This is a genomic window from Paenibacillus sp. GCM10027628, from assembly GCF_042676385.1.
Taxonomy (GTDB): Bacteria; Bacillota; Bacilli; order Paenibacillales; family NBRC-103111; genus Paenibacillus_E.
On the sequence record NZ_JBHTHA010000046.1, the window covers coordinates 114950 to 141935 of the forward strand.

Below are 26986 nucleotides of genomic sequence, written 5' to 3' on the forward strand. Positions count from 1 at the left end.
ATTCCCCTCCTGAATGGCAAGTCTTGATTTCTCGCAGCCACCCTATTATAGTATTAGAAACCCAAGCGGACTGAATATCGAAATATTTTCCACTAAGGCGACGATTTTCTGGATTTTCGCAAATATGTACCTTATTCGAAAAAATGTCTATGAGGTTTAAGGAGGGGTGGCTCGTTGCGGAGCATTTTGCAGGTAAAACTCAACACTCGTTCTATATTTTTTAAGCTGCTGGTTAGCTTTTTGGCGATTATTTTACTGTTCGTTTCGTTTAATATCATTTCGCTTGTCTTGTACCGCAACAACATTCACGATGAAATCATTAAGTACAACGATGCCAATTTGACGTATACGACGAATGGATTCGAGCAGTATTTTCAACTGCTTAACAGTGTTCTCGTGAACATGTACCTCAGCGACAACCTCGAAAAATTGAATCGTTCCTCGATCGATTATGTGGCGGCCGGTCAAGTCATGAATGACTTGCAGCATACGACTGCCAATTCACAGCTTTATTTGAACAATTTGTTCATTTATGATGCCAAGCTTTCGCTCGTTTTAGAAAAAATAAGGGGGAGCAGCAGTCCGGAAATTATGTTCTCCGAGCATTATTCAAACCCGAGTTACTCTTATGGGTTTTGGAACCGGGAATTCGCGGAGCCTTTCAATAATAAGTTCTATCCCGCAGCCACATTTACGGAATCACAGGGAGATATCAGCGGTTCGCAGACAGGTCTCGTTATTCCCTACATGGTCAAAAGTCCGGTCTACCCCGACTTCATCATGCTTGCTTTTATTGATGCGAATAAGTTGTACAGAGCCTATCATCAATCGATTAACGATAATTTTTATATGATAAGTCCGCAAGGAGAGACGCTATTTTCCTCCGACATGACCGGCAAGCACGAACTTCCTGCCCTGGAGCCGGGGAAAGATTGGGTGAAATATCGCGGAAACTATTATTTTTATAAAAAAGGGGCAATTTCCGGGCTGACGTATGTCAACATCGTGCCGGATGGGAGAATTAGCGCCCAGCTAGTCCGATTGAACGTTACGCTGCTCGTATTACTCGTCATTTCGGTACTCGTCAGCGTGATGGTTTCGGTATTTTCCAGCATGCGCTTCAACAATCCGGTGAAAAAGATCGTAGAGTCCATCCGTCATTTGAACGAGAAGAAGGAACTTTCCGGAGGACCGGTCAACGAGTTCGAGCTGATCAGCGAAAATATCGGACGGATGATGCAGCTGAACCGGGATACACTAACGGATCTCGAAGAAAAAAAGAGTCTGCTGCGCTACTATTCACTAATGAACCGGCTAAAACGCATTCGGAATGGTTTCCAAGAGACGCATAATCCTGAACTGGAGCGGAAGTATCGTTTCGTGCTGTTCCAGCTGACGTTTAAAATGCGGTTTTGGGAGGAAATGCATGGTGAAGAAGAGCGGGCGACTTATTTTTTCCGGGAGTATGTTAATCAGGCCATGCGGCTTGAGATGAAGGACGCGCAGACGTTTCAGGTCGAGGCGAACCAAATCTTATCGATCCTGTATCAGGAAGAGGGAGACGAACGTTGGCGCGAAGTGCTTCATAACATCAAAAACGTGCTGGCTGCGGACAGCCAATACTGCTTTCTCACCATTGCTGTCAGCTCGACCTATGAGCATTCTTCGCAGATGACCGCTTGTTATGAGGAAGCGCTTACCATGGTCAAGCATCGGCCCTTTGACGATGAGACGCATATTCTTCTGGAGTCCGGAGGGAAGGAAGAGCCGTTTCTGCTGCCCGGCTCAATGGAGCAGGAACTGCGAGCGAACCTTCAGGAAGGTAGCGATACGCAGGCGCTGCACGCGTTGCGGCGCATAGTTGCGAACATGAAGAAAAAGAGCTGCAATACTGCGCAATTTCATCGCTTCGCTGAGGAGATCGCGCGCAAAGTCATGCGGGTGCTGCACGGACTGCAGCTTGATACTGAGGTCGTATCTGGGATGCTGGGCTCGATTCCGCACATTCACACGACCAATGAGATCGAGCATTTTTTCGAAACGCTGATCCGTGAGGCGGGCCGGCAGGTCCGGCTGAAGAAAGAGGAATCCGATCCGATCGTTAGCTTCGTTATGAGCTATATGATGGCACATTACGCCGAGGATATTACACTCGAACTTGTTGCAAGCAAGTTGAGCATAACCGGTGGGTACTTATCCACGTATTTCAAGGAAAAAACGGGGACGAATTTCGTGGACTTCGTCAACGAATTCCGGATCAAGCAAGCAATGAATTTGCTGTTGCAACAGGAGATGAAGATCCAGGATATCGCTGAGGCAGTCGGCTATCAGACCATGAGATCCTTCAATCGAACATTTAAGAATCTTACCGGCGTTACGCCGAGTGAGTATAGACGGCATCAGGCCGTACAAGAATAAGCGATTTTCCTCTTTCCTTAGGAAGATTAAAGATTAACGACCTCCGACTCTATCAACATTTGAGGAATGGAGGTTTTTTGTTCTGTCTGGCACCGGATTCGTCATGTAGAATCATTATTTTTGGGAGTAAACGGTAATAATAAGATCAGTTTTAAAGCAAAAAAACGTGAGGATCATATGGAGGTGTTGTTGTTGCAATCAGATGTTTGTGATGAATCCCCAATGAAAGAACAGATTAAAGAGCAACTTCGTCAAATCTCGGATCGTATTCAAGACAGTCTTCATTCAATGGATAACGAAGATTGTTGTTTATTAAGCAATTTTGATCGAATTCGGGAATCTTTTCAACAAATGGAATCCATGTCGGCCTCTTTTTATTTGCAATGCTATTTGTCGCCATTTACGTCAAAATTTTCAGACATATCGACCACCATTCAGTATCTGGCGAAACGCCGTTACGGCGCGTTGATTGTTATTCAAAGAGACCAAGCGCTCGAAAACTTCATGCATTCAGGGATCCCCCTGGAAGCGGCATTGACCTACTCCTTATTAGAGTCGATTTTTTATCCTGGCAACCCGCTGCATGACGGAGCCGTGCTGATTCAATCGGATCGGATTGTATCCGCAGCGAATATTTTGCCGGTGTCTCAAACAACGGTGTCCCGCAAAAAAATCGGTACTCGGCATCGCGCTGCTATCGGGTTAACGGAAAATACGGATGCGCTCGTGCTTGTCGTCTCTGAAGAAACAGGCAGCACTTCATTTGCCTATCAAGGACAGCTCCACCCGATTTATGATCTGTTTCAGGAAAGCAAGAGAAATTGAATCCTTCCCGAGGATGCGACATTGATATCGTGAAATGATAAGATTTATAATTAAACCATTCTAAAAAGCGAGAAGGAGGTAGGCCGATTTGCCACAACTGGATATGCCGTCGTTCATGCTGATTCTGCTGGCTTTGCTCGGTGTCATCAGCCGCAATAATTCGATTACGATTGCTGCCGTAGTACTTTTGCTATTACGTGCCGTTAATTTGCACCAAGCTTTCCCGTGGATTGAGAAGAACGGTCTTTCGCTTGGCATCATTATCCTGACGATTGGCATTCTATCGCCTCTGGCAAGCGGATCGATCAACATGAAGGACCTGTACCAGTCATTCGTGCATTGGAAATCAATTGCCGCCGTAGCCATCGGCGTGTTAGTCGCGTATCTAGGCGGACGCGGGGCTGACTTGATGTCAGGCAACCCTATGATCGTGACCAGTCTTGTCATCGGTACGATTATAGGTGTTGCCTTTCTTAAGGGTGTGCCAGTCGGGCCATTAATCGCTGCAGGACTTTTATCTCTGCTGATAGGGAAATAAGAGTGAAGCCATATACATACATCATGATCATTTTGCAAGTCCAAAGCAGAGAATATTGAATTTATTATCCCCCTTCCTTTGTTACGATAAGGACATGAAATAACAACAGGTACACACGAGAGGGGTAGAAGATTTTGAAAAAGCAAAGTCAAATGGTATGCAGCTTTGTATTAATCGGTAGTTTACTTGCCGGCTGTTCCAGTCAAGGAGAAAGCGTGAAATCCTCGGCCGGGCCGAAGCAGACAGACACAGCTGTGAAGAAGGAAGAGAAAGTAAAGCTGACGTTCTGGCGCAACTCGGGGAACGACACGGAAAATGCAGCTTACGATAAGCTAGTCGCTTCCTTTATGCAGAAATACCCGAATATTTCTGTAGAAATGACACCGATTCCGTATTCCGATTACGATACGAAATTAAGAGTGTCCATTGCCTCCAGCAGCCCGCCGGATATTATGGCGCTGGATGCGCCGACGGTTGGTTCTTACGCCAATGCGGGTGCGTTGAAGCCGCTGACTTCATATTTCAAGGCGGATGGGAATATGGACGATATTCCTAAATCCACACTGGCAACTTACACGTACCAGAACGAAATCTATATGGCGCCTTTAACCGAGTCTTCCATTGCCATGTTCTACAATAAGAAAATGTTCCAAGCCAAGGGCATTCCGCTGCCTTCCAAAAATCCAGACGAGCCCTGGACATGGGATCAGGTGCTGGATGCAGCGAAAAAAATCAACGATCCGGCTAATGGCATCTTCGGTATCGACCCCGCGCAGGGATTTGGCAATGCGGGCGGTACGGCTTATTTCAAATATCCGATCGTTTGGCAATTTGGCGGCGAAATCATGAGCCCGGACGGAAAAACGGCCAAAGGTTACTTGGATTCTCCGGAAACGAAAAAAGCGATCCAATTCTTCTCGGATCTGTATAACAAGGATAAAGTTTCCGCGCTGGAGTATCCGCCGGATCCATTCCCGAACGGCAAGCTGGGTATTACGATCGATGGCTCCTGGTCGCTTGCGAATTTGAAGGATAAATTCCCGAACTTCAAGCTTGGCGAAGATTACGACATTGCACCTCTGCCGAAAGGCACGAAGCAAGCTGTAGCGAACGGAAGCTGGGCGCTCGGCATCTCGGTGAAGAGCAGTCACCCGGACGAAGCATGGAAATTCGTTAACTGGGTAACCGGGCATGACGGGCAGAAGACTTATTGTGAAATGACCAAAGACACGCCGTCCCGTTACTCTGCTGCGAAAGATTTTCCGGAGCTGAACGAATATCCGAAAAACATTTTCGTGATCCAAAATCAGAAGTACGGTCGACCGCGTCCGATTACGCCGATCTTCCCGCAGATGGCGGATGCAGTCAACAAAATGTTCGAAGACGTTACGATTGGCAAAAGAAATATCGATGCGTCCATTGCGGAAGCGATCACGACGATTGATAAGGCTTACGCTGATGTAGAAGCGCAGAAGAAAAAGTAAGCTTGGCGAGATTGAGGCGATTCATTCATTCCGGGTGATCGTCTCTTTGTCGTTGTGTGATTAGAACGCTGCGTTGTATAGTAAAAGCGGTAGACCAATGGCTTGATCATCACGGAGGGATTTCATGTTTTTTTCATTGCGGAGCCGTTTGATGGCTGTTTTTTCGATCTTGCTGATCCTTCCCTTCGCTGCGCTTGCTTATATTTTGAGTGCTGAAGCGACGCAAATTATTAAGGCTTCGATTGAATCATCGACCACACAGACGATTGAGCAATTTGCCTCCCATGTAAGCACGCTATTGATGCAGGTCGAGGATACGGGCAATCAGGTGTTAAGCAGCCGAGCGACGCAGGATTGGCTCACCGTTCAACTGAACCCGGATCATACGATCCAGGATCGGGTGTTGAGCAAGCAGCGGCTGAGGGAATATTTCTCATCCTATGCAGTCAACAATTCCAACGGCATTTCTATCAGTGTGTTTACAGAAGAAACAGGGGGGCTCTGGACGCAGGATTTGACATATAAAAAAAGTGACTGGTTCCATGCCTACCAGACGGCGAACAAGCGATGGACAACAGCTCATAAAGATATCGACCAATCGGATGAAATATTGAGATCTCGTCCGGTCAACAGCTTGATTTTACCGCTGGTTCACCTCCAATCTTTAAGGAATGCCGGGTTCATCAAGGTCAACTATCCGACCTCTTTGCTGCGCGACGCCATTGAGAAAATTCGCGTGGGAAAGACGGGGAAAGTTATGTTGCTGACGCATGAGGGCAAAAGCGTGCTCAATCAGGATATTTCGGCTGAGTCCGAAATCTTGAAAGGAGCACTGCAGCAAATCGACGACACGTTCGGGCAGGAAGCGAGCGGCATTTTCCCGATACAACGGAACGGCGTGACGAATTTGCTTTTTTTCCGCAAGCTGCCTGCCCAGGATTGGATGATTGTCGGTACTGTGCCGGAAGGGGAATTATATGAAAAAATCTCGCAAATTCGCCAGACGATATTGTTCGCCAGCGCTGTATTACTCGTTCTCGCGATGATTGCCGCTTATTGGCTATCCGCCGGTATAACGCGACCGCTCAGCGTGATGGCCAAAGCGATGAAGCATGTCAAACGGGGCGAGTTCAGCCAGGCGCTGCAGTTCATGCCGAAGGTTCGCAGAGGGCACAGCGAGGTCGATTATGTGTCCGGTGTTTTCGAGCAGATGACGTATAGACTGCGATATTTGATCGAAACGGAGTTTGAAACGAATTTACGCAGGAAAAATGCCGAATATAAAGCACTGCTCTTGCAAATCAATCCGCATTTCTACAATAATACACTGGAAATCATCAGTGGACTGGCTGCGATGAAACGCGAGGACCTCGTCATGGACGCTACCGAAGCGCTCGGTAAAATGATGCGGTATTCGCTGAACTTGAACAGCGATTTGGTGCGAGTCAGCGAGGAGATGGCTTATATCCGCGACTATTTGTTTATCCTGCAGCTTCGGCATGAAGAGCGCCTGAGCTTGATGATCTCGGAGGACCCGGCGGCCGGTCCGCTGATGATCGCCAAATTTATATTGCAGCCCTTGGTCGAGAATGCCGTTAAGTACAGTTTGGAAAAAGAAGGCGTCGCACAAGTGTTCTTGAAGACGCAGGTTCACGAAGACCGTCTTCTGCTTACGGTCAAAGATAACGGTATCGGCATGACGCCGGAGCTGGTGCAAGATCTGCTTGCCGAAATGAAAAAAGGCGATTCGGTCGCTATTCTTAGCAGTGAAGGTCAGAGCATCGGACTTCGCAATGTGCTGTCGCGCTGCCGATTGAATTACGGCGAGCAGTTTGAATTGGAGTTACAATCCAGGTTAGGCGAGGGAACGTCCATAACCCTGCGTCTTCCGATGTTAAGGAGCTGACCGCATGTACAAGTTGATGCTAGTTGACGATGAAGTCGGCGTTCGTAACAGTATTAAAGCCAAAATCGATTGGCAATCCGCAGGCTATCACATCGCTTTGGAGGCGTCGAATGGTGTTGAAGCCATGCAAATTCTCAGCGAAGGCCCGCTGCCGGATATCGTTTTGACCGATATCCGGATGCCGCAAATGGACGGCATTGCATTTATTAAGGCTTGCAAAGATCGATATCCAGGCTTGCGCATGATCGTGCTTTCCGGCTATTCGGATTTTGAATACATGAAAGCAGCCATTCAGTTTGGTGTAAAAGATTATCTGTTAAAGCCCATTGTCCGCAGTGAAGTGCTTGCTCTGCTTTCCCGGCTGACGGAGGAACTGGAAGCGGATCGCAGTCGGGTGCTAGAGCAGGCGCAGGAAGAGATGAAAAATCATCAGGTGCTGCAAATGATGCAGGAGCAGTTGATTTGGCAGTTGGTCAAGGACGAATGGTTCAGCATTTCAGCCATGAAAGAGCGTATGCAGCAGCTACAGCTTGCATCGCTTGCCATTGATGACGTACTTGCACAGTTCGTTACGGTAGAGATGCGGATCCCAATTGGAAGGCTGGATGATTGGAGCGAGCGCAAGGATTTGCTTCACCTCGCGTTCCAGATGCTTTGTCGCGAGTCGGTGGAGAAGTGGAAGCAGGTGATACCTTTTTATGACATCAGTCATCCTTCTATGATGTATTTTTTAGTGCTGGTCCGTGACCCGTTGAAGCATGAGAGCTTCATGGAAAGCTTTGTGCGCGAGCTAAAACGTAATATCAAGAGCTATTTAAAGGTTGAAAGTGTAGTTGGCATCGGTGAGCCGATTCATGGCTTAAAACAGTTAAAGGACGGCTATGCGTCCAGCATGCTTGCCTGGAGCCGGAGCACGGTCCTTACGGACAAGTCGCCATCCGGCAGCCATCTGCTGGAGCTGACGCATGCATTCTCGCCCGAGGCGGAGCGGAAGCTGATGCAAACAATCGAAAATCTGGATATGAAAGCTTTCACCAAGCAGGTGGAGGCGATCTTTTCGGGCGGGCAGGATACCCCGATGTTTGTGTTCACATTTTTGACGCTGCGCATCATTTTGCTCTTTACGTCGATCGCCAAAAAGTTCGAGCTTGGCGACACGTCACTGCAAAGCTATTTGTGGAATTGCCAGCTGACGGTGCGAGATTATTCGTCGAGGGAGCAGGTACTGGAGCAATTGCGCAAGATGGCGCAGCTGGTCATGAATGAAGTGCAAAAAACACGGTATTCCAGCGGTCAGCAGATGGTGGAAGCCATTCGTAAATATGTGGACGAGAATTTCTCCTACGACCTTACGCTATCTTCGCTTGCCGACATGTTTCACTTGAATGAAACCTATTTGTCCGGGCTTTTTAAGCAAAGCGTCGGCGTGACTTTCAGCGATTACGTGACAAAACTTCGGCTTAGCAAGGCGCTGAATTTGATCATGGAAAATGAGCTCAAGTTGACGGACATCGCGACGCTCGTCGGTTATTCCAGTTCCAGCTATTTCAGCACGGCTTTTAAAAAGTACTATGGGAAAGGCCCCAAGGAGTACCGGGACGAACTGTTAAACAAGGAAACGCATTAAAACAATCAAATCCATCTTTCAAGCCCCTGCTAACGCAGCGGGCTTTATTTGCATGACGAAGAAATTGAAAGACAACATCCGATCATATTGCAATCTTTCAGGCGGAGGTTCCGGTACAATGACGGTACTGGGTAAGATGCTGTTCACACGGAGGAAGCATGAAAAAGAAAACTTGGATTTGGACGGCAGGCGCTGTCGCGGCTTTATGTGCAGGATTAGGAGGAATCATATTGGAAATTCATTCTTCGATGAGATCAGCCAGTGATCATTCATTTGCCTATTCGAGTGATCCCAATTACTACACGGAACCTTACCGTCCCCAATACCATTTGTCACCCGTAGCGGGCAACATGAGCGATCCGAACGGGATGGTTTATTTTGAAGGAGAGTATCATCAATTTTACCAGAACAGCGGTCAATGGGGCCACGCCGTCAGCCGGGATTTGATTCATTGGGAACATCTGCCTGTCGCACTGACACGGGATTCCTTAGGTGAAATCTGGTCCGGCAGCGCAGTCGTGGATGCTAAGGATACTAGCGGCTTTTTTGGCGGCAAAGCGGGTTTGGTGGCGATTTTTACCCATTTCAAAGGCGGTGTTCAGTCACAGAGTATTGCCTACAGTTCGGATAAGGGACGGACGTGGACGAAATACGAGGGTAATCCGGTCATTCCAAATCCCGGGCTCAAGGATTTCCGCGATCCCAAGGTCATTTGGCACGAGCCGACGCATACATGGGTGATGATTGTCTCCGTTGATAACCGGGTGCGCTTCTATTCGTCACCGGATTTGAAAACATGGACGATGACCGGCGAGTTCGGCAGTGACCAAGGTTCGCATGCAGCGGTGTGGGAGTGTCCCGATTTATTTGAACTGCCTGTGGAAGGCTCGAATACGAAAAAGTGGGTGTTGACGGTGAGCGTCGGCAGCAACAACACAACGAAAGGTTCAACGGCACAATATTTTGTAGGCGCCTTTGACGGCTTAACGTTCCATAACGACAACAAGGCGTCGGACGTGCTCTGGACTGATTACGGTAAAGACTTCTATGCAGCGGTATCTTATTCGGATATTCCCGCGAAAGACGGACGCCGCATCTGGCTCGGCTGGATGTCGAATTGGCGGTATCCGTTCGCTATGCCGACCGGCGCCTGGAAGGGGAATATGTCCATCCCCCGCGAGCTGCGGCTTCGGCAGATTCCGGAACAAGGCATAAGGCTGGTTCAAGTGCCGGTGAAAGAGCTGCAGACACTGCGCGGCAAAGAAATCGCGCTGCCCAAGCAGGAGCTGGTCGCCGGTAAGAATCCGCTGGGCGGCATCAAAGGGACGTCCTATGAGCTTGAAACGGAACTGACCGTTCAGCCGGGTGCGAAGGTCAATTTTAATCTGCGCAAAGGAAGAGATCAGGAGACAATCGTAAGCTACGATGCGGGAGTGGAGAAGCTAAGTATCGATCGTACAAAGTCGGGGATTACCAACTTTGAGAAAGGCTTTGCGGAGGTGATGGCGGCTCCGCTGAAACTGAGGGACGGTAAACTCAAGCTGCGCTTTTTCGTCGATGCATCCAGTCTGGAAGTGTTTGCGGCCGATGGCGAAGCCGTTCTGTCGGCGATTATCTTCCCTGATCCGACGAGCAGCGGTATGGAGCTGTCGGCCGAAGACGGCGTCGCACTGGACGTTGGGCATTATTATCCGCTGAGAACGGTATGGCGCGATGAAGATCCGGATGCCGGGAAGCCGCTGCGGATTGCGCTTAGTAAGAGCTCGCTAGATATACCTGTTGGAGGCACGCTGCAGGTGGATGCTGATGTAATTCCTCTAAGCGCTTCGCAGGCGTTGAAATGGCTATCGAGCGATAACACGGTAGTCTCAGTGACGGCTTCAGAAGGCGGTGCGACTGTGAGGGGCTTAAATGCGGGGCAAACGGAGATCAAAGCCATGAGCGAGGATGGCCGCGTCGTTTCAACGCTGAACGTATTTGTTTTCGACAAGAAATGAGATTTTAAAATTTTGAAAGTAAGAAACGGAGAGATGAACCATGGATTCTGCGATACAAAGAAAAAAAACGTCGCAAAACTTCAGCAAACATGAGCAGACAACCGCATTCTGGTTTATTTTTCCTGCACTTGCCCTACTGCTTGTCTTTGTTTTCTACCCTATGCTTCAGGCGTTCGTGATCAGCTTCAAAAACTATTCGCTGGTCGGCGCCGGCGATGTGTTCGTCGGACTTGACAATTACAATCACTTATTGAAGGATCGTTCCTTCTTTAACAGTTTGAAGCATTCGTTTTATTTTGCCTTGATTGTCATTCCGGTTCAAACCAGCATCGCGCTGGGACTTGCTTTGCTGATTCAGAAGAAAACAGCCGCATCCGGGCTCTTCCGGACCCTGTATTTTATTCCGGTCATTGTTTCGACCGCGGTCGCTGCAACCGTTTTTAAACTCATTTACAACAAAGAGTTCGGTTTGCTGAACAGTGTGCTAAAAGCCCTGCACCTGCCGGTCACGAATTTCTTGTCCAACCCGGATACGGCGATGAACGGGATCATTTTGCTGGGCATCTGGAAAGGTGCGGGTTTTTTTATGATCATTTTCCTCGCCGGGCTTAACAATATTTCGCCGGATCTATACGAAGCAGCACGCGTAGACGGCGCAACGAGACTCCAACAGTTTTTCCGGATAACGCTGCCTCTGCTGAACCGCACGATGGCCTTTGTTGTTATCATGACCACGATCGATGCGATCAAGTTGTCAGGACTAGTGTTCGTCTTAACCAACGGGGGACCGAACAGCTCCACAGAGACCGTCGTTTTCTATATTTACAAGCAAGCTTTTACGCAAATGAGAATGGGATATGCAACGGCGGCGGCTTTTGTGCTTTTCGCCATTGTGCTGACGATTTCCCTGATTCAAATGAAGCTATTCAATCAAGATGCCGAACAATAGGAGACGATCAAGATGACAAGAGTTTACAACTGGCTAAGAATGATCGTGATGATCATTATCGCGCTGATTTCGATCGCGCCGATTCTCTGGATGGTCGCCGGTTCCTTCCGGCCCTATCAGGAGCTGTTCAAATATACGTCGATTAACCTTCATCTGCTGGTTCCGGTCGAATGGACGACCCGCAATTTTCATAATGTAATTTTCAATCCGCGCAATCCATTTTTGCGCTACATCTGGAACACGCTGTTCGTGGCTTCGACGGTGACGCTGCTGGTGCTGATCATTAATTCGATGGCTGCATTCGCATTTGCGAAGTTGCGGTTTCGTTTCAAGCCGGTTGTATTTGCGCTATTTATGTCAGCGATGATCATTCCCGGCGAGGTGACGCTTGTGCCGAACTATTTGCTGATGCATGATTTGGGCTGGCTGAATTCCTACAAAGCGCTCATCGTGCCTTCGATGCTGTCCGTTTTTGGCATCTTTATGCTGCGGCAGTTTTTCACTGAGGTGCCTAACGAAATGATGGAGGCAGCCCGTATCGACGGGGCCAGTCTGCCTCGAACGTTCGTAGCGATCGTGCTGCCTGCGGCGGTTCCTGCGCTCATTACCCTCGGTCTGATGACCTTCTTGGGCAACTGGGATTCGTATCTGTGGCCCTTGATCGTCATCAACGATCAGAAAATGCAAATGATTCAGGTCGCCATTTCCGCTTTTTCCTCGAATGAAGGAACGGACTGGTCTAAAGTGTTGGCGGCAAACACGATATCTACGGCTCCGATTCTGCTGCTCTTTTTGTTTTTGCAACGGTACTATATTCAGGGAATAACGATGTCGGGAATCAAAGGTTAATACCATTTGATGGATAAGGAAAGGAAGCTTGCAATGAAATACGATGTAGTGACACTAGGTGAATACTTAATTGATTTTACGCCATACGGCACGTCAGCGGCCGGACAGCCTTTGTTCGAACGCAACCCGGGCGGCGCACCGGTGAATGTAGCGGTAGCCGCAGCCAAGCTGGGGAAAAAAACAGCATTTATCGGCAAGGTAGGCATGGATCCTTTTGGTGTGTATTTACGGCAAGCTCTGCTGGAGCAGGGCGTGTCGGGTGCAGGGCTTGTCGCTTCGGATGAGGCGCATACGACGTTGGCCTTTGTACAGTTGGATGAGAGAGGGGAACGTTCCTTTCATTTTGCCCGCAAGCCCGGCGCCGATCAATTGTTAAGGGAAGATGAACTGAACACGGAGCTGTTGTCAGGTACAAAGATTTTCCATTTTGGCTCCATCTCGATGACCGCAGAGCCTTCAGCTCAGGCTACGATCAAGGCCGTGCAGTTCGCCAAGGAGAATGGTGCTCTCATCTCCTACGATCCGAATTGGCGGCCATTGCTTTGGGAGAGCGAGTGGCGGGCGCTGGAGGCGATTCATATAGGTTTGGGTTTTGCCGATATCGTCAAGGTTTCCGAAGAAGAACTCGTCTTCTTGACTGGAGAACCGGATATGGAAGCAGCTTCCATGCAGTTGATGGAACAGAATCAACTGCAACTTTTGCTGGTGACTGCCGGATCGAAAGGTTCCTTCTACCGAATGAACGGCATTTGGGGGCAGGTGGGCAGCTGCTCTGTAGCGTCGGTTGATACGACCGGCGCGGGGGACGGTTTTTTGGGCGCGTTTCTGTTCCGTGTTCTGGAGCAGGAGAAGCCCTTGCAAGCATGGAGTGAATCAGAGCTGCGCGAAGCGCTGTTTTTTGCAAATGCGGCAGGTGCGTTGGCCACAACACGCAAGGGAGCGATTCCGGCCTTGGGCTCGTTGGATGAGATTGAAACTTTAGTGGCAGCGAATAAAGCAAGCATGAATTTTAAATGAGGATGAGTGATAGAGAATGAGCAAACAAACTGACATGAAAATGAACATGGCTCATACACAGCGGCTTGAGCACGCTAATGAGGCATTGAAGCGGGCTGTGGCAGAGCTGCCGAAGGACGATAGTTTCAGACTTCGCTACCATTTCATGCCGGTGGCGGCATGGATGAATGACCCAAATGGTTTAATTTTTTATAAAAACGAATACCACGTGTTTTATCAGCACAACCCTTATGAGCCCAACCACGGACCGATGTACTGGGGACATGCCAAAACGAAGGATTTAATAACCTGGGAGCATCTGCCTATCGCATTAGCGCCATCTGAAGTATATGATTTAGGCGAAACAGGGGGCTACGGCTGCTGGTCAGGCAGCGCCGTTGATCATAACGGCGTGTTGACGCTGATTTATACCGGGCATGTCGATGGACGTGTGCCTGAAGAGGTACAATGCGTCGCGACCAGCGCCGATGGCGTAACCTTTAATAAAGCGGCGCACAATCCGGTAATTGCGAATCCGCCGGAAGAGGGCGGGTTCGGTTTCCGCGATCCGAAGGTGTGGCAGCATGAAGACGTCTGGTATACGGTAATTGGCTACGGCAAAGACGGATTGGGCAAGGCGTTGCTATATACTTCGCCTGACTTGCAACATTGGACCTATATCGGAATTGCTGCTGAAAGCGATGGAACGATGGGCAATATGTGGGAATGCCCGGACTTGTTTCCGGTTGGGGATAGCGGCGATCATGTCCTGATCTGTTCTCCCATGAATATGGGGGCAACGAAAACGTTGTATCTGTCCGGCAAATTCAGCTACGAGACAGGCAAGCTGGATGTTCGCTATCAGGAACGGTTGGATTACGGTTTTGATTTCTATGCACCGCAAACGTTAGAGGATGCGCGGGGCAGACGCATTCTGATCGGCTGGATGAATATTTGGGGTGCACAGATGCCTGAGCAGAAAAGAGGTTGGATGGGTGCTTTTACATTGCCACGTGAGCTGACGATGGCGGCGGATGGTACGATTCGTATGAAGCCGGTTGAAGAGCTGAAGGCATTGCGGGGTGAACATCATACATTTGGCACGCAAAAAGTAAGCGCCGATACGGTCGTGCCGCTTGCCGGTCTGCAAAGCGACGTGTTAGAAATCGTCGTGATATTTAATACAGCCGAATCAGCGGCAAATGCCGAGTACGGCCTGCAGCTTCGCAGCTCGGAGGATGGCAGACAGTATACAGAAGTTGTGTATGCAGAGGCCGAAGGCAAGCTAAAGATGGACCGCAGCCGCTCCGGTCAGGGCGAGCCGAGTATCAGCGAAGCAGAGTTGTCGCCAATGTCGGACGGGCGGATTTCGCTCCATATCTTTCTGGACTGCTCATCCGTGGAGTTGTTCGCGAATGACGGGGCGAAGACGATCACAAACCGGATTTATCCGGACCCTACGAGTCTCGGGATTCGGTTGTTTGCCAGAAAAGGCGAAGGTGTAGTCGAATCGCTGGATGTGTGGGAGTTGCAAGTCCGCAGCCAGGAGTAGCCAAAGTTGTTGAACAAGCGCGAAGCATGCGCTTGTTTTAACCACAAAATGTTAAGCGCTTACAAGAAAAGATTCATTTGGCTGGATAATAGGGACAAATCGTACCGTAATATATATGGGCTATAGGTGGGTAACCGGAACTGCCCAATATACGGATGATTTCGCGAAAATTGGACTGGAGGACGATCCATGATTCCGTTTAACTTCGAATATTATAAACCTCCTTCTATTCAAAAGGCCGTGGAAATGTTTCAGCAGCTGCAAACACAAGGGAAAAATCCAATGTATTTTTCAGGTGGTACGGAAATGATCACTTTTGCCCGGATGAATGCTATTCGACCAGGGGCCGTCATTGATTTGAAGTCCATTCCGGAGTGTACTATTTTTGAAGTTCAAAATGATAAGTTGGTTATCGGAGCTTGCGTCCCGTTATCGTCCATATCCGCATCGCAACTATTCCCGCTGCTTGGTATAACGGCACAAGGTGCAGCAGACCAAACGGCGCGCAATAAAATTACGCTTGGGGGAAATATTTGCGGCGAAATATATTATAGGGAGGCCGTGCTTCCACTTTTGTTGTCAGATAGTCGTATGGTCATAGCAGGACCTCAAGGGTTAAAAGAAATGTCAATTCATCATGTCTTCTTGCAGAGAATGAGATTGGAGAAAGGGGAATTTCTCGTACAAATCATTACAGCCCGCGAATATTTATCGATGCCATTTGTTCATTTCAAAAAACGGCAAATCGGCAACGTCGGTTATCCACTCGTAACAGTGGCTGCCCTTATAAAAGAAAGTCGGATTCGTACAGCATATAGCGGCGTTTGCGCATTCCCTTTTCGATCCATTGAAATCGATCAAGCATTAAACAACTCGGCAGTGTCATTGGGTGAAAGAATTGATCAGGCCGTCGGCAAGCTTCCGGGTGCGGTTCTGAATAATACGGAAGGTTCTGCAGACTATCGGAAGTTCGTACTCAAGAATACGTTAGCTGAAGCGTTAAAAACGCTGAAAGGGGGGTGAAATGGCTTGACATCATTCGAATGGATTGTATTGTAGCATTTTTGGGGTCGACCTATACACACAAAGGCGCTTAAGTCGGGTTAAACCGGCTCAAGCGCCTTTGTTTTTGCAGCTTTTTGTAAATAAGTGCTTGAAGTCGCTTTTGGTTTTTATTTGATTCTTATGCAAGAATTCCACTGATGAAAAGACGACTTTTTTCCCTGAAAAAGGTTTGACAAGTGCTTTTTCAATCGCTTAAGATAAACATATGAACCAGATAAATACCAACAAAAGGAGGTTTAAGATGAAAGCTGCCGTTTCATTGAATGGCATGGTGGATATTCTAGACATGGCGGAACCTTCTGTCGGGATCAACCATGTAGGTGTGCAAACCTGCTACTCCGCTATTAGTTCAGGCACTGAGCTGCTTTTGAAAAACATGAACATGGAGAATCCCATTCGCCTTGGTTACAGTGCGATGGGGATTGTGCGGGCAATCGGCGAAGGTGTGTCCCATGTGAGAATTGGACAGCGCGTTGCATGCTACGGCGCTCCTTATGTCAACCATGCGGAATTTCTTGCAGTGCCGAAACATTTGGTTGTACCGCTTCCAGATGCGTGCAGTTCCAAAGAAGCGGCCTTCGTCGGTCTCGGTGCGATCGCCATTCACGCGCTTCGTCAGGCGGATTTGCGTTTTGGAGAATCGGTAATCGTGGTCGGCCTTGGCATACTGGGGCAAATTGTGGGACGGATTGCGGACGTATCCGGTTATAGGGTCATAGGGCTGGATTTGTTGGCGGAACGCTGCACCAAACTTGCGGAAGCATGTGCCGCGCAAGTATGTGCGAGTGAGCATGAAGTTAGTAGGGCCATCGATTCTTTAGATCAACAGCAAGGAGTCGATGCGGTCGTCATCTGTGCAAGCGGTGCGAATTCGGGCATCATCGACCAAGCGCTCCGGTGGATTCGCGACAGGGGAATGATCGTTATTGTCGGTGATGTGAAGATGGACTTTAACAGGGAGCTGATGTTTGCCAAAGAGGCAAAGCTGCTCATCTCACGTGCCGGCGGTCCAGGGCGTTATGACGAAGTGTACGAAAGCAAGGGGATCGACTATCCGATCGGTTACGTACGGTGGACAGAAGGTCGCAACATGGGGGAATTTATTCGTTTGCTCGAAGAAAAACGGATTTCCATCGAATCGCTAATCACGCATGAGATGTCTTTACCATCTATGACGGACGCTTATCAATTGCTTCGAGAGTCCCCGAGAGACACACTCGGCGTTCTTGTTGATTACGGGAAGGAAAGAGATTGAGGTGAAGCAGACAACTAAATCATACGCCTTCTATGTGTAAGCGGTTGCAAAAATGCATATCATCAGACGCTCTCACTGCGCTGCCAGTCGGGTAGAAATTTGAAAAAGGGTGATGAGGATGGTTATATCAAGGGTTGATAAAAGCGCATTTTCAAAAGTGCTGTTCGGAGTGTTGGTTGTACTATTCCTATCTTTTCTCATGCCTTCGAATCTCCGCGCCGCCAACGCCGCAGAGATCATTACGGTACCCAACTCCGGATTCGAACAAGATCTGGTCTCCGGTAAAATTCCGAACTGGGGTTATTTTACCAGCGGCATACAAACTGGTCTTTCGTTGTCAGAATCAATCAAATTTGCAGGTAATAGAAGCCTAATGATCGATAAAAAGGTGACAGGCGCTCTTGGAGCCGAAAGTATGAAGCTGGCCGTCACGCCCGGTCAATCTTACGAAGCGGCAGTCAAGCTGTATGTTGAAAGCTTTACCGGAACTCCGGCACTCTGGATTCGCTGGTATAACGCTGCGGGGCAACCCTTGAACAGCGCCTATGTCCAAGGACATGCCATGGATCATGAAGGAGCATCCTTCACCGTAAGGCTGATGATAAGTAAACAACAGAAAGTCGTTTCCTTACAAATATGGCAGGGCTTGAATGATCAAGGCGTCCCCTTGTATCAGGCGATGGGTCAGGAATGGTCTGGCAGCATCAAATTTAAATGATCATAATCATCTGTAGAAAGGGCAAATGCTCATCCTCATCGGATGAATATTTGCCCTTATGCTTGCGCTTCCCTTAGAGGGTGGCCTTCAGCTGCCGGCAAACCGTCTCGAAATCGTCTAGCCGTGCCCAGTACAGCTTAAGCATGTGTCGCATGGTTTCCAGTTCGCGGAAAGTCACGTTCATGTCTTTATAAAAGCTAAATGTCGGGATGATGTCCCGGTACATGAAAAACCGGGAAGGTCTAGGCAACGTTTCTTCGCCGATCCATTCAGCCGCCGTTTTGACACTGGGAATGCTAAAGGTGGTTTTACATATATGCAGCTGTGCTTCGTTGGAAAGCAGAAATTCGAGCAAAGCTTGAGCTGCTTCCTTGTGCTTGCTCGACTTTATGAGCGCAAGACCAATGATTAAAAGCTGAGTCTTCGCTTCCAGCGAATAGGGAAGCGGCGAGATGTCATAGTCGAACTCAGCATTACGCAAATGGTTCAAGCTGTAATAGCTGGTGACGATCATCGAAGCTTTTTGCTGCAAGAAAAACCGTTCGGCATCGGAATCATTCTCCGACATATAGGCGGTTTCCGGGTTCATGCCTTCGAACAGCCCGAGGCTTATTCGCATGGCTTCGCGGAATTGGTCGTTGTCCAAAATCAGCTTGCCCCCAGCGTCGCGATTAAAAACGACCTTGTTTTGCAGCATAAAAAGCGGCCAACGGTTGATCGATTGCAAATGGAACAAGATGCCGATTCGGTCATGTTTCTGCGTTAAGGTCAACGCTGCTTTCTGTACATCGCTCCACTTCCAGCTGCTGTCCGGTTCGGGCAAAGCCGCTTCCTTGAAATGATCGCGGTTGTAACCCAAGACGATCGGCGAAAAAATAAACGGCTGCACGTACAAACGGCCGCCTTTGGTGAACGGATCTAACAAAAAACTATAGGTGCTGTCCTTCCGATCTAGCGGTTCCAGGAAATCCCAGACAGCTTCAGTTTCAGCAACGGTTTCGTAGTTCTGGGTATTGAACGTAATAAGATCGAGTGCATCCCTTTCCAACGCTTCTTTCATGTTCTGGGAAAAGTACGAATTTGAAAGAGGTATCATCTGGACGGCAATATGCGGATGGTTCTGTTGAAACTTTTCGACCAGTTGCAATAAATTAGCTTCCAGGGAGAGCGTAGGGTAATATCCGAATTTCAGAGTTAGCTTGTTTGTCAGCCCCGGTCCAATTACACGCGTCCCGATTCGTGGCGCTTTTTCAATCATTTCCTGGTCAAGCAGTACTTGAAGTCCTTTGCGAACCGAGTTTTTGCTAAGCTGAAACTGTTCGGTAAGCATGGATTCGGAAGGTAAATAATCACCGGGCTGAAGTTTACCGGTTAAAATGTCTTTGCGCAATGTTGCGACCATATCTTCCAATCGGGTTCGGAATGTCGTGCGTTTGGGCTTGCCCGCCATGTATCAATGAACCTCCAAGCATATTTATGTGTGATGTCGTTGGTATCTAACTGGGTTATATTATATTACAAACGAATTGTAGATGCTATTTCTGTATTTTGACCACTATTTCTTATAATCGTCTGCTAGTTTCGTTCCTTCAACGGAATTATACTAAATTCAAGTAAACGTCATCATAGCAGCAACTACATAGGGGTAAGCGATTACGAACATCACAGAAGCAGGAGGGGGTTATTCAAATGAAAAAATTAGTGGCAGTTGGACTCGCAGCATTGTTTGCGCTTACAGCGTGTTCAAACGACAAAGCGTCGGAAGCTCCAGGAACGGCAAACGGATCGCCCACGGCGCCTGTAGGCGCTAAACCGGCCAAGCTCTCACTTTACTGGTCCGTTATGAATGGAAATTTGGGAAATGTGACATTGCCATCCGCAGAAAAGGATTTCGTCAAAAAAACGATTGAAGAAAAATTTAACGTAGACTTGAAAATTGATTATATGGTGACTGGCAAAGAGTACCATGACAAGTTAAATGCCACATTAGCGGGCGGAAGCGCTCCTGATTTGTTCATTGCCGGCGGCGCCGAGTCCCAGAAGTACATCAACGACGGAATTACCGCTAATCTAAGCAAATTTTTCACCAAAGAAGCGTTGCCTAATTATTTCAAGTGGGTCAGCAATGAGGAAAACGACGCATTCCAGCTTAAGCAGGGTGAATTCTCCCGCGCGATCGTACCTTTCTCGCGCAATGCTTATGCTTCGTGGTATATCCGTCAAGACTGGCTCGATAAGCTTGGACTGAAAGCGCCGAAAAATTTTGCCGAATTGACTAATGTCATGACACAATTCACCAAAGGTGATCCTGACGGCAATGGAAAGCAAGATACTTATGGCTTCACAGCAGCAGGCAGTGGACAGAACTTGCCACTTGACTTCCCTCAGTGGTTGAATAACGGCTTCGTTGCCGATTTCATGATTGTTGATAACAACTACGTGGATAACCGGACGGACCCCAAGGTGCAGGGCGTTATCGATCAAGTTGTGGAATGGAATCAAGCGGGAATCGTAGATCCAGACTGGTTCCTTAACAAGCCGCCGGCCCAATTCGACAAAGCCGCACAAGGCAAGGTAGGCATGTTCTTCACTGCAGGCGATAAGACGGTGGCTCTGGACAGCGTGGCGACCAGTGTGCAAAATCGCAGCAAAGCACTGGATCCTAAGGCCAATTGGCAGCCTATCTATCCGCTCGATAAGCCGATCATGTGGAAATATAACGTGCCTACGGACACAATCCTGATAAGCAAGGCGACAGCCGATAAGAGCCCGGACAAAGTGAAGCGTTCCCTGGATATCGTCAACTGGCTGACTAGCGAAGAGGGCTTCTTGTTGACCCACTACGGACAAGAAGGAAAGCACTATACCAGAGACGGCAAGAAAATTACACTGAACGTTGCCGCTTTTGAAAGTGATATTGCCAAGGCAGGCAACTGGCTGAATGTGTACGGCGCATTTACACCGGATGAACCGAATGTACTTGGATTTGAACTGATTGACTCACGCGTTTCCGAGCATGACCGTGCAATCTTGAAGACAGTTGAAGGCTTCCCGAAACATAACGCATTGCCTCCAGTGAGCTTGGTTCCTCCCGCAGGTATCAATATCGGGGATTTCCGCAAAGAGATGAGTAAATACCATATCAAAGCTGTTCTTGAGGATAAGAGCGGCAAAAACTGGCCGCAATACCGTGAAGAGCTGATGACCAAGTTCAAAGGCAGAGACATTTTCACCGAATACACGAAGCAACTGAATAGTGTTTTGAAGGATAAGAAGCTCAACGATTTTAAATAAGCGTGTTAAGGCTGTGAGGGGAACCCTGGGTTGTTCATGGGTTTCCTTCTGCCTTCCACCCCAGATACGGCAAGGAGGAGATGGAGATGGCCGAAACCATAGCTGCAAGGCAAGAAAAACCTGCAATTGTACGCCCGGTGAGGCAAGGCAAACTGCGCAGCATTTATCGCAGCAGATGGTTCTACCTGATGATGATACCCGGATTGGTCTATTATATTTTGTTCCATTATGCGCCCATGGTAGGCACCTTGATTGCTTTTCAAAACTTCAACTTGATGAAGGGCATCTGGGGAAGTCCCTGGGTCGGCTTCGATAATTTCAAGGTTATTTTCGACAATCCCGAATTTTTGCAAATTATGAGAAATACGCTGCTAATCAGTGTTTACAAAATTATCGGCAGCATGGTGCCGGATGTAATTCTTGCTCTCATGCTGAATGAAGTCAGGTTGCTTTGGTTCAAACGAGCGGTTCAAACCATTACCTACGGGCCATATTTTCTATCCTGGGTCATTGTGTATGGATTAGCATTTTCTTTCCTCGCTCCGGGCTCCGGATTGATCAGTACATATGTACGCGATATGGGCTGGGGGCAGTTGGATTTATTAACAAACAAAGATTTCTTCAGGCCGATGCTGGTACTAACGGAAATTTGGAAAAATACCGGATTCGGAGCGATCATTTATTTGGCGGCTCTGGCATCCATCAACCAGGAACTCTATGAAGCTGCCGTCGTAGATGGTGCAGGACGTTGGCGTCAGCTTTGGCATATTACGTTGCCGGGTATCCGTGATGTATTCGTACTTATGCTGATTATTAGAATCGGCGGCATTTTGGATGCGGGTTTCGATCAGGTTTTCATTTTCTTGAACGCCCGGGTGTATGATGTGGGGGACATCGTGGATACATGGGTTTACCGTTACGGCTTCGAGCGTTTGGAGTTTGGCGTTGCGGCTGCTATGGGGGTTTTCAAATCCTTGGTAGGGCTTATTTTGGTAATCGGTGCCAACAAGCTGACTAAGAAAGTCGGGGGTTCCGGCATATGGTAGGCTGCATGTTTGAAAAGGAGGGGAAATCAGATGTCATTTGTTCTCCATAAGTCAAAAGGGGATAAGGTTGCCGATACGGTCATTTATACAGTTCTGGCCGTGTTTGCTCTGGTAACGTTATTTCCGTTATACTATGTCGTTATCGTTTCTGTGACACCTTATATAGAAGTCATGAAAAATGGCGGCTTCGTAATTTGGCCTGAGCATTTTACCTTACAAGCTTATAAAGAAATATTCGGAAGCCCGAGAATCCCTCAGGCGTTGAAAATTACCATCTTCATCACGGTTGTAGGTACGACTTTGAATCTTGTGGTTACGACGCTACTGGCGTACCCGCTGTCCAAGAAATTTGTTCCGGGCCGTAATTTTATATTGATGGCGCTCGTTTTTACGATGATTTTTAGCGGCGGTATGATTCCGCTTTACATTATGGTGCGCAGCCTCGGATTATACGACTCCGTCTGGGCGCTCGTGATTCCCGGCATGGTATCTACCTTTAATTTATTGATTGTGAAAACGTATTTTGAAAACCTGCCGTCGGAAGTGGAGGAAGCGGCCAAGGTGGACGGATGCGGTGATATTACGACCCTATTTCGTATTGTGCTTCCTTTATCGGCCCCCATTATGGCTACGATTGGCCTGTTCTACGGAGTTACGCATTGGAACGAATACTTCAAAGGCATTTTCTATTTATCCGATAAAACGCTTATGCCGATGCAGGTCGTGCTAAGAAGCATGATTCAATCACCGAATGTCAGCTCCGAGCTGTCGGTCAGTTCGTTTATTCTGGACGCACTGCCTCCGGAAACGATCAAAATGGCCGTAGTCGTCGTAGCAACTTTGCCGCTCTTGATCGTCTATCCATTCCTGCAAAAATATTTTGTTAAAGGCGCATTGTTAGGTTCGGTCAAGGGATAATGAACGTGTTATAATTGAAACGACAAGCCCTCGACAATCGGGGGCTTGCTTGTATAGGTGTCCTATGGGAGTGGTCATACCTTGATGCCGATGGGAGGTCTTGCATGATTCGTCGACTAGCTGGAACACGCTTCACTTCCAGTGTCAGCACCAAACTGTTTATCCTTACTTTTTTGTCCGTCATCGTATTGTTTGTTGTCGTGGCCTTGTTCGGTTACCAGCGACTGTTCGATCCGATCAGGCAAAACAACGAAAAAGAGCTGCAAGGCTCTGTCGTGCAGATTGAAAATTATATCAAAACCTTAATGAATTCCTTACAAAGTCAGCTGATCTTCCTCTCGAATCCGGTTCTTTACGATAAAATGGACGATGCCGATTATACGCAGCTTATTGAAAATATCATGACTTATCATCAAGACCAGATCCATAGTATCTATCTGATCGAAAATGACAAGGTGCGGATCAGCTCACCTTATGGTTACCGATTTTACATCACCACCGAGCGAATCGAGGAAATACAAAGCCAGACCGCTAAATCGGGCTTCTGGTGGAGTCCTCCCCATGCCGTCAGCGAACGTTCCGTTATTACGGTTTCCAAACAGATTGACAGTAACCGGATCATTGCGCTGGATTTGAATTTGAGTGCGCTAACCGGCCCGCAGATCGTCCAAGGCGAGCAGCGCCGGATCTATTTGTTTACAGGCCAAGGCGAATATTTGTCGACGAATACCTATCTGGCTTACCCTAAGACGTTTCAAGATCATCTGGAAATGAAGGATGCTTTACAAGCGCTGACGAAAACGAGCGGAACTTCGTACAACACGATTCATACGTCGTTCGGCAATTATGCAGTGCTCAGCAGCAATCAGAATCGCTGGGATTGGGTTGTTTTCTCCGTTATCGAAGAGTCGGAAGCGTTTCCTTTGCTCGACTCGATTAAGCGACAATTGGTGTTAGTTCTTTTGATAGCTATCATCCTTGCGGTTATCGTATCCGTATGGATTACCAACTACATTCGCAAGCCAGTGACCGCGATTACGCGGCAATTCAAGGCTGCGGCGCGAGGCGATCTTGAGGCTCGGATCAAATTGAAACGCAGCGATGAGTTTACGCATATCGCGGAAGGCTTCAACCGCATGATGGGCAATATCCAAACGTTGTTTGACGACTTGCGGGCGGTGGAAGAAAAAAAGCGGCATCATGAGCTGAAAGTATTGCAATCGCAAATTCATCCACATTTTCTTAACAATACGCTCAATGCCATTTATTGCTTGGGGGAAACGGGACAAACCGAGAAGATGTGCGAGATGCTTCGCTCGCTGATGGGTTTGCTGCAGTATTCAACGGACAAGATCGGCGATATCGTGACTGTTGAGGACGAATTGAGGCAATTGGAATCCTATGTTCAGATTATGGGCCTCAGGTATGGGGATGTGTTTGAGATGGACATTGCAGTACCCGATAATCTCTACGGCACGCCAATCCCGAAGTTGACATTGATAACTTTGGTTGAGAACAGCATTTTTTACGGACTAAGCAAAAAAGGGGTTAATCATATCATTGTTTCGGGGAGAGCCGGCGAGTCGGATAGCGTACTGCTGGAAGTTTCCGATACGGGGCCGGGGATAGACCCGGATAAACTGGCCTTGCTGACGGTAGAAACGGAATCGGCCAAATCGCATAAAGGCTTGAACAATTTGGGGCTGCGAAATGTGCTGGAACGGCTTCGCATGACATTTGGCAACGAGTATGGTTTGCATTTTCAGAACGATCCGGATGAGGGGTTTACGGTAACGATTCATCTTCCGGAAGGTGAATTGAGAGCATGGATGTAGAAAAGAGGGGGATTTCATGCTGAAACTGTTGATGGTGGATGACGAACAATGGATTCGTGAGCGTTTTTCCGAGCGGATACCATGGACGGATGCGGGGTTTACGTTTATGGGAGCCGCATCCGGAGCCGAAGAAGCGATCAGAATGATCGAGCGGGATATGCCGCATTTGCTGCTGACGGATATTACGATGCCCAATATGAACGGGCTGGAACTGGCCGGGTATGTGCGAAAGAGGTGGCCTCGTATCCGGATTGTCATCCTGACCGCTTATGGCGAGTTCGAATACGCACGTCAAGCGATTGCGCTTGGCGTGGACAATTATTTGATCAAGCTGGCGCAGACACCCGAGCAAATTCTCGATGTATGCCGCAAGGTGGCCGAAGAGATTGAGCAGGAGATGGACGTCGATCAAAAGCTGGAGATGCGTCTAAAACTGCAGAGCGAGATGGAATGGACGAGAAAGCGCCAGTGGGTGGAACGCCTAATGGACGATGATGGAAGCGTCAATACCCGGGCGATTCTTGGCGGCGACTGGTTCGAAGGATGGAGTCACACCGGATATTTGACAGGATTGACAATCGGCTGGAGTAAACCTGTTGCATCAGGGCAAGCCGTGCCATCGGAGGAGGAGCTTGTTCAGTTACAGAGACAAGTTGGCGAAGTGCTGGAAGAGAAAATGGATGCCCAGACGATAGGCGATGGCTGCCTGCTGGTGATTCTGCCCATACAGCAAAGCCGATTGTATTTGCTGATCGGTTCCAAGCAACCGCTACACACCTTTCATTTAAACCAGTTAGCTTTGATTGCTTTGGAGGCTATTCATGCTTTTGACTCCGTGAAGAGCTTTATTCATGTTGGCCTGATACGGGAATTAGGTAAGCAGCCGCTGACGGGAAAGCATATTGCCGATGGTTTGCGCGAAGGACTGGATGGACTGGCAGCTTACTTCTATAAGCAAGATTCGGTTATTGTTCATAAACATGCGCCGGCCTTCCGGCGGCTCGATACGGATCTGACCAGGGAGTGGATTGCAGCTGTCGTCAAAGCGCTTCAGCGTGGTAATGCGGAAGCTTTTGAGGAAAGCGTGGCCGTCATGACCCAGCTCTCCGAGCCCCCTATTCATCCGGCAGATCGGTTGCGCGTGACAAGACAAATGTTCCTTCCTGAGCTGGTGAATCTGCCTGACTCGGTCATCGCCCGTTTAAGCGAAATCGAGCGGCTGGAGACGTGGACGGATTACTGCGCTTGGTGGACGGAAACGATTCGCGCTATTACCGAATGGTTGAACAATCGCTTTCATCCGCCTGCTACGGTGCGTTTGGAAATACAGCTGATGTGCCGTTATATTCGCGAGCATTATCAGGAAGATGTGCAGGTGGCAGAGCTCGCGAAGCTCGTCCACCTTCATCCATCTTACGCGGGTCAGATGTTTAAGCAGGAGGTCGGCGAGAATTTCTCCGATTATTTGAACCGGGTACGTATGGAAAAAGCGAGTGAGCTGTTAGAGCGGACGACGATGAAAATATACGAAGTATCCGGGGCAGTCGGCATCTCCGATTACCGCTATTTTTGCAAATTGTTCAAAAGCTATACCGGTTTTACGCCTACGCAATACAAAAGTAAACATGTGTAACGGACCAAGGGCTGACAGGATAAATTTCCTGTCGGCCTTCTTCTGTATTATGACCACTATTTCTTGTAATCGACTGCTAGT

20 protein-coding genes are annotated in these 26986 nt (G+C 48.3%); 19 read left to right on the plus strand and 1 reads right to left on the minus strand.

All coding sequences use genetic code 11. From position 1 onward, the window contains the following. Positions 1-174 precede the first annotated feature (174 nt). The 14 genes from ACFQZT_RS28735 (at position 175) to ACFQZT_RS28800 (ending at position 18179) form a co-directional block, all read left to right on the plus strand. The gene (locus ACFQZT_RS28735; RefSeq protein ID WP_379305726.1) at positions 175-2418 is read left to right on the plus strand and encodes a helix-turn-helix transcriptional regulator; all 2244 of its coding nucleotides are present in this window, start codon (positions 175-177) and stop codon (positions 2416-2418) included. Between the two features lie 192 nt (positions 2419-2610). Then, positions 2611-3243 (plus strand): sporulation-specific diadenylate cyclase CdaS, encoded by a 633-nt coding sequence (cdaS, locus tag ACFQZT_RS28740; protein WP_379305728.1) that lies wholly within the window; start codon positions 2611-2613, stop codon positions 3241-3243. 97 nt (positions 3244-3340) lie between these two features. Then, positions 3341-3781: a DUF441 domain-containing protein gene (locus ACFQZT_RS28745; protein WP_379305822.1), complete on the plus strand. Its 441-nt coding sequence runs from the start codon at positions 3341-3343 to the stop codon at positions 3779-3781. A gap of 134 nt (positions 3782-3915) precedes the next feature. Beyond that, positions 3916-5265: an ABC transporter substrate-binding protein gene (locus ACFQZT_RS28750; RefSeq protein ID WP_379305730.1), complete on the plus strand. Its 1350-nt coding sequence runs from the start codon at positions 3916-3918 to the stop codon at positions 5263-5265. Between the two features lie 124 nt (positions 5266-5389). Further along, the gene (locus tag ACFQZT_RS28755) at positions 5390-7171 is read left to right on the plus strand and encodes a sensor histidine kinase (RefSeq protein WP_379305732.1); all 1782 of its coding nucleotides are present in this window, start codon (positions 5390-5392) and stop codon (positions 7169-7171) included. Between the two features lie 4 nt (positions 7172-7175). Then, positions 7176-8798 carry a response regulator transcription factor gene (locus tag ACFQZT_RS28760; protein ID WP_379305734.1) on the plus strand — a complete coding sequence of 541 codons (1623 nt, stop codon included), beginning with the start codon at positions 7176-7178 and terminating at the stop codon, positions 8796-8798. Positions 8799-8956: 158 nt separating this feature from the next. After that, positions 8957-10795 (plus strand): GH32 C-terminal domain-containing protein, encoded by a 1839-nt coding sequence (locus ACFQZT_RS28765; protein ID WP_379305735.1) that lies wholly within the window; start codon positions 8957-8959, stop codon positions 10793-10795. 40 nt (positions 10796-10835) lie between these two features. Next, positions 10836-11744 (plus strand): carbohydrate ABC transporter permease, encoded by a 909-nt coding sequence (locus ACFQZT_RS28770; RefSeq protein ID WP_379305737.1) that lies wholly within the window; start codon positions 10836-10838, stop codon positions 11742-11744. Between the two features lie 12 nt (positions 11745-11756). Then, on the plus strand, positions 11757-12593 hold the full coding sequence (locus ACFQZT_RS28775; RefSeq protein ID WP_379305739.1) for a carbohydrate ABC transporter permease: 837 nt from the start codon (positions 11757-11759) through the stop codon (positions 12591-12593). A 33-nt stretch (positions 12594-12626) separates the two neighbouring features. Continuing rightward, positions 12627-13610, plus strand: a complete 984-nt coding sequence (locus ACFQZT_RS28780) for a PfkB family carbohydrate kinase (protein ID WP_379305741.1) — start codon at positions 12627-12629, stop codon at positions 13608-13610. A 16-nt stretch (positions 13611-13626) separates the two neighbouring features. Beyond that, positions 13627-15141, plus strand: a complete 1515-nt coding sequence (locus tag ACFQZT_RS28785) for a glycoside hydrolase family 32 protein (RefSeq protein WP_379305743.1) — start codon at positions 13627-13629, stop codon at positions 15139-15141. 189 nt (positions 15142-15330) lie between these two features. After that, positions 15331-16164, plus strand: coding sequence for an FAD binding domain-containing protein (locus ACFQZT_RS28790; RefSeq protein WP_379305745.1), 834 nt, complete (start codon positions 15331-15333; stop codon positions 16162-16164). 283 nt (positions 16165-16447) lie between these two features. Next, positions 16448-17461 carry a zinc-dependent alcohol dehydrogenase gene (locus ACFQZT_RS28795; RefSeq protein WP_379305747.1) on the plus strand — a complete coding sequence of 338 codons (1014 nt, stop codon included), beginning with the start codon at positions 16448-16450 and terminating at the stop codon, positions 17459-17461. 118 nt (positions 17462-17579) lie between these two features. Continuing rightward, on the plus strand, positions 17580-18179 hold the full coding sequence (locus ACFQZT_RS28800; protein ID WP_379305749.1) for a hypothetical protein: 600 nt from the start codon (positions 17580-17582) through the stop codon (positions 18177-18179). A gap of 73 nt (positions 18180-18252) precedes the next feature. On the opposite strand, the gene ACFQZT_RS28805 is transcribed toward ACFQZT_RS28800, so the two are convergent. After that, positions 18253-19629 carry an extracellular solute-binding protein gene (locus ACFQZT_RS28805; RefSeq protein WP_379305751.1) on the minus strand — a complete coding sequence of 459 codons (1377 nt, stop codon included), beginning with the start codon at positions 19627-19629 and terminating at the stop codon, positions 18253-18255. A gap of 239 nt (positions 19630-19868) precedes the next feature. Between ACFQZT_RS28805 and ACFQZT_RS28810 the strand changes: the two genes are divergently transcribed. From ACFQZT_RS28810 to ACFQZT_RS28830, 5 genes are all read left to right on the plus strand, one after another. After that, the gene (locus ACFQZT_RS28810; protein ID WP_379305753.1) at positions 19869-21473 is read left to right on the plus strand and encodes a hypothetical protein; all 1605 of its coding nucleotides are present in this window, start codon (positions 19869-19871) and stop codon (positions 21471-21473) included. 86 nt (positions 21474-21559) lie between these two features. Further along, entirely contained in the window at positions 21560-22519 is a 960-nt protein-coding gene (locus ACFQZT_RS28815; RefSeq protein WP_379305755.1) for an ABC transporter permease, read from the plus strand. A 30-nt stretch (positions 22520-22549) separates the two neighbouring features. Further along, entirely contained in the window at positions 22550-23437 is an 888-nt protein-coding gene (locus tag ACFQZT_RS28820; RefSeq protein ID WP_379305757.1) for a carbohydrate ABC transporter permease, read from the plus strand. 104 nt (positions 23438-23541) lie between these two features. Next, positions 23542-25272 carry a cache domain-containing sensor histidine kinase gene (locus ACFQZT_RS28825; RefSeq protein ID WP_379305759.1) on the plus strand — a complete coding sequence of 577 codons (1731 nt, stop codon included), beginning with the start codon at positions 23542-23544 and terminating at the stop codon, positions 25270-25272. Between the two features lie 16 nt (positions 25273-25288). After that, positions 25289-26905: a response regulator gene (locus ACFQZT_RS28830; RefSeq protein WP_379305761.1), complete on the plus strand. Its 1617-nt coding sequence runs from the start codon at positions 25289-25291 to the stop codon at positions 26903-26905. Positions 26906-26986 lie beyond the last annotated feature (81 nt).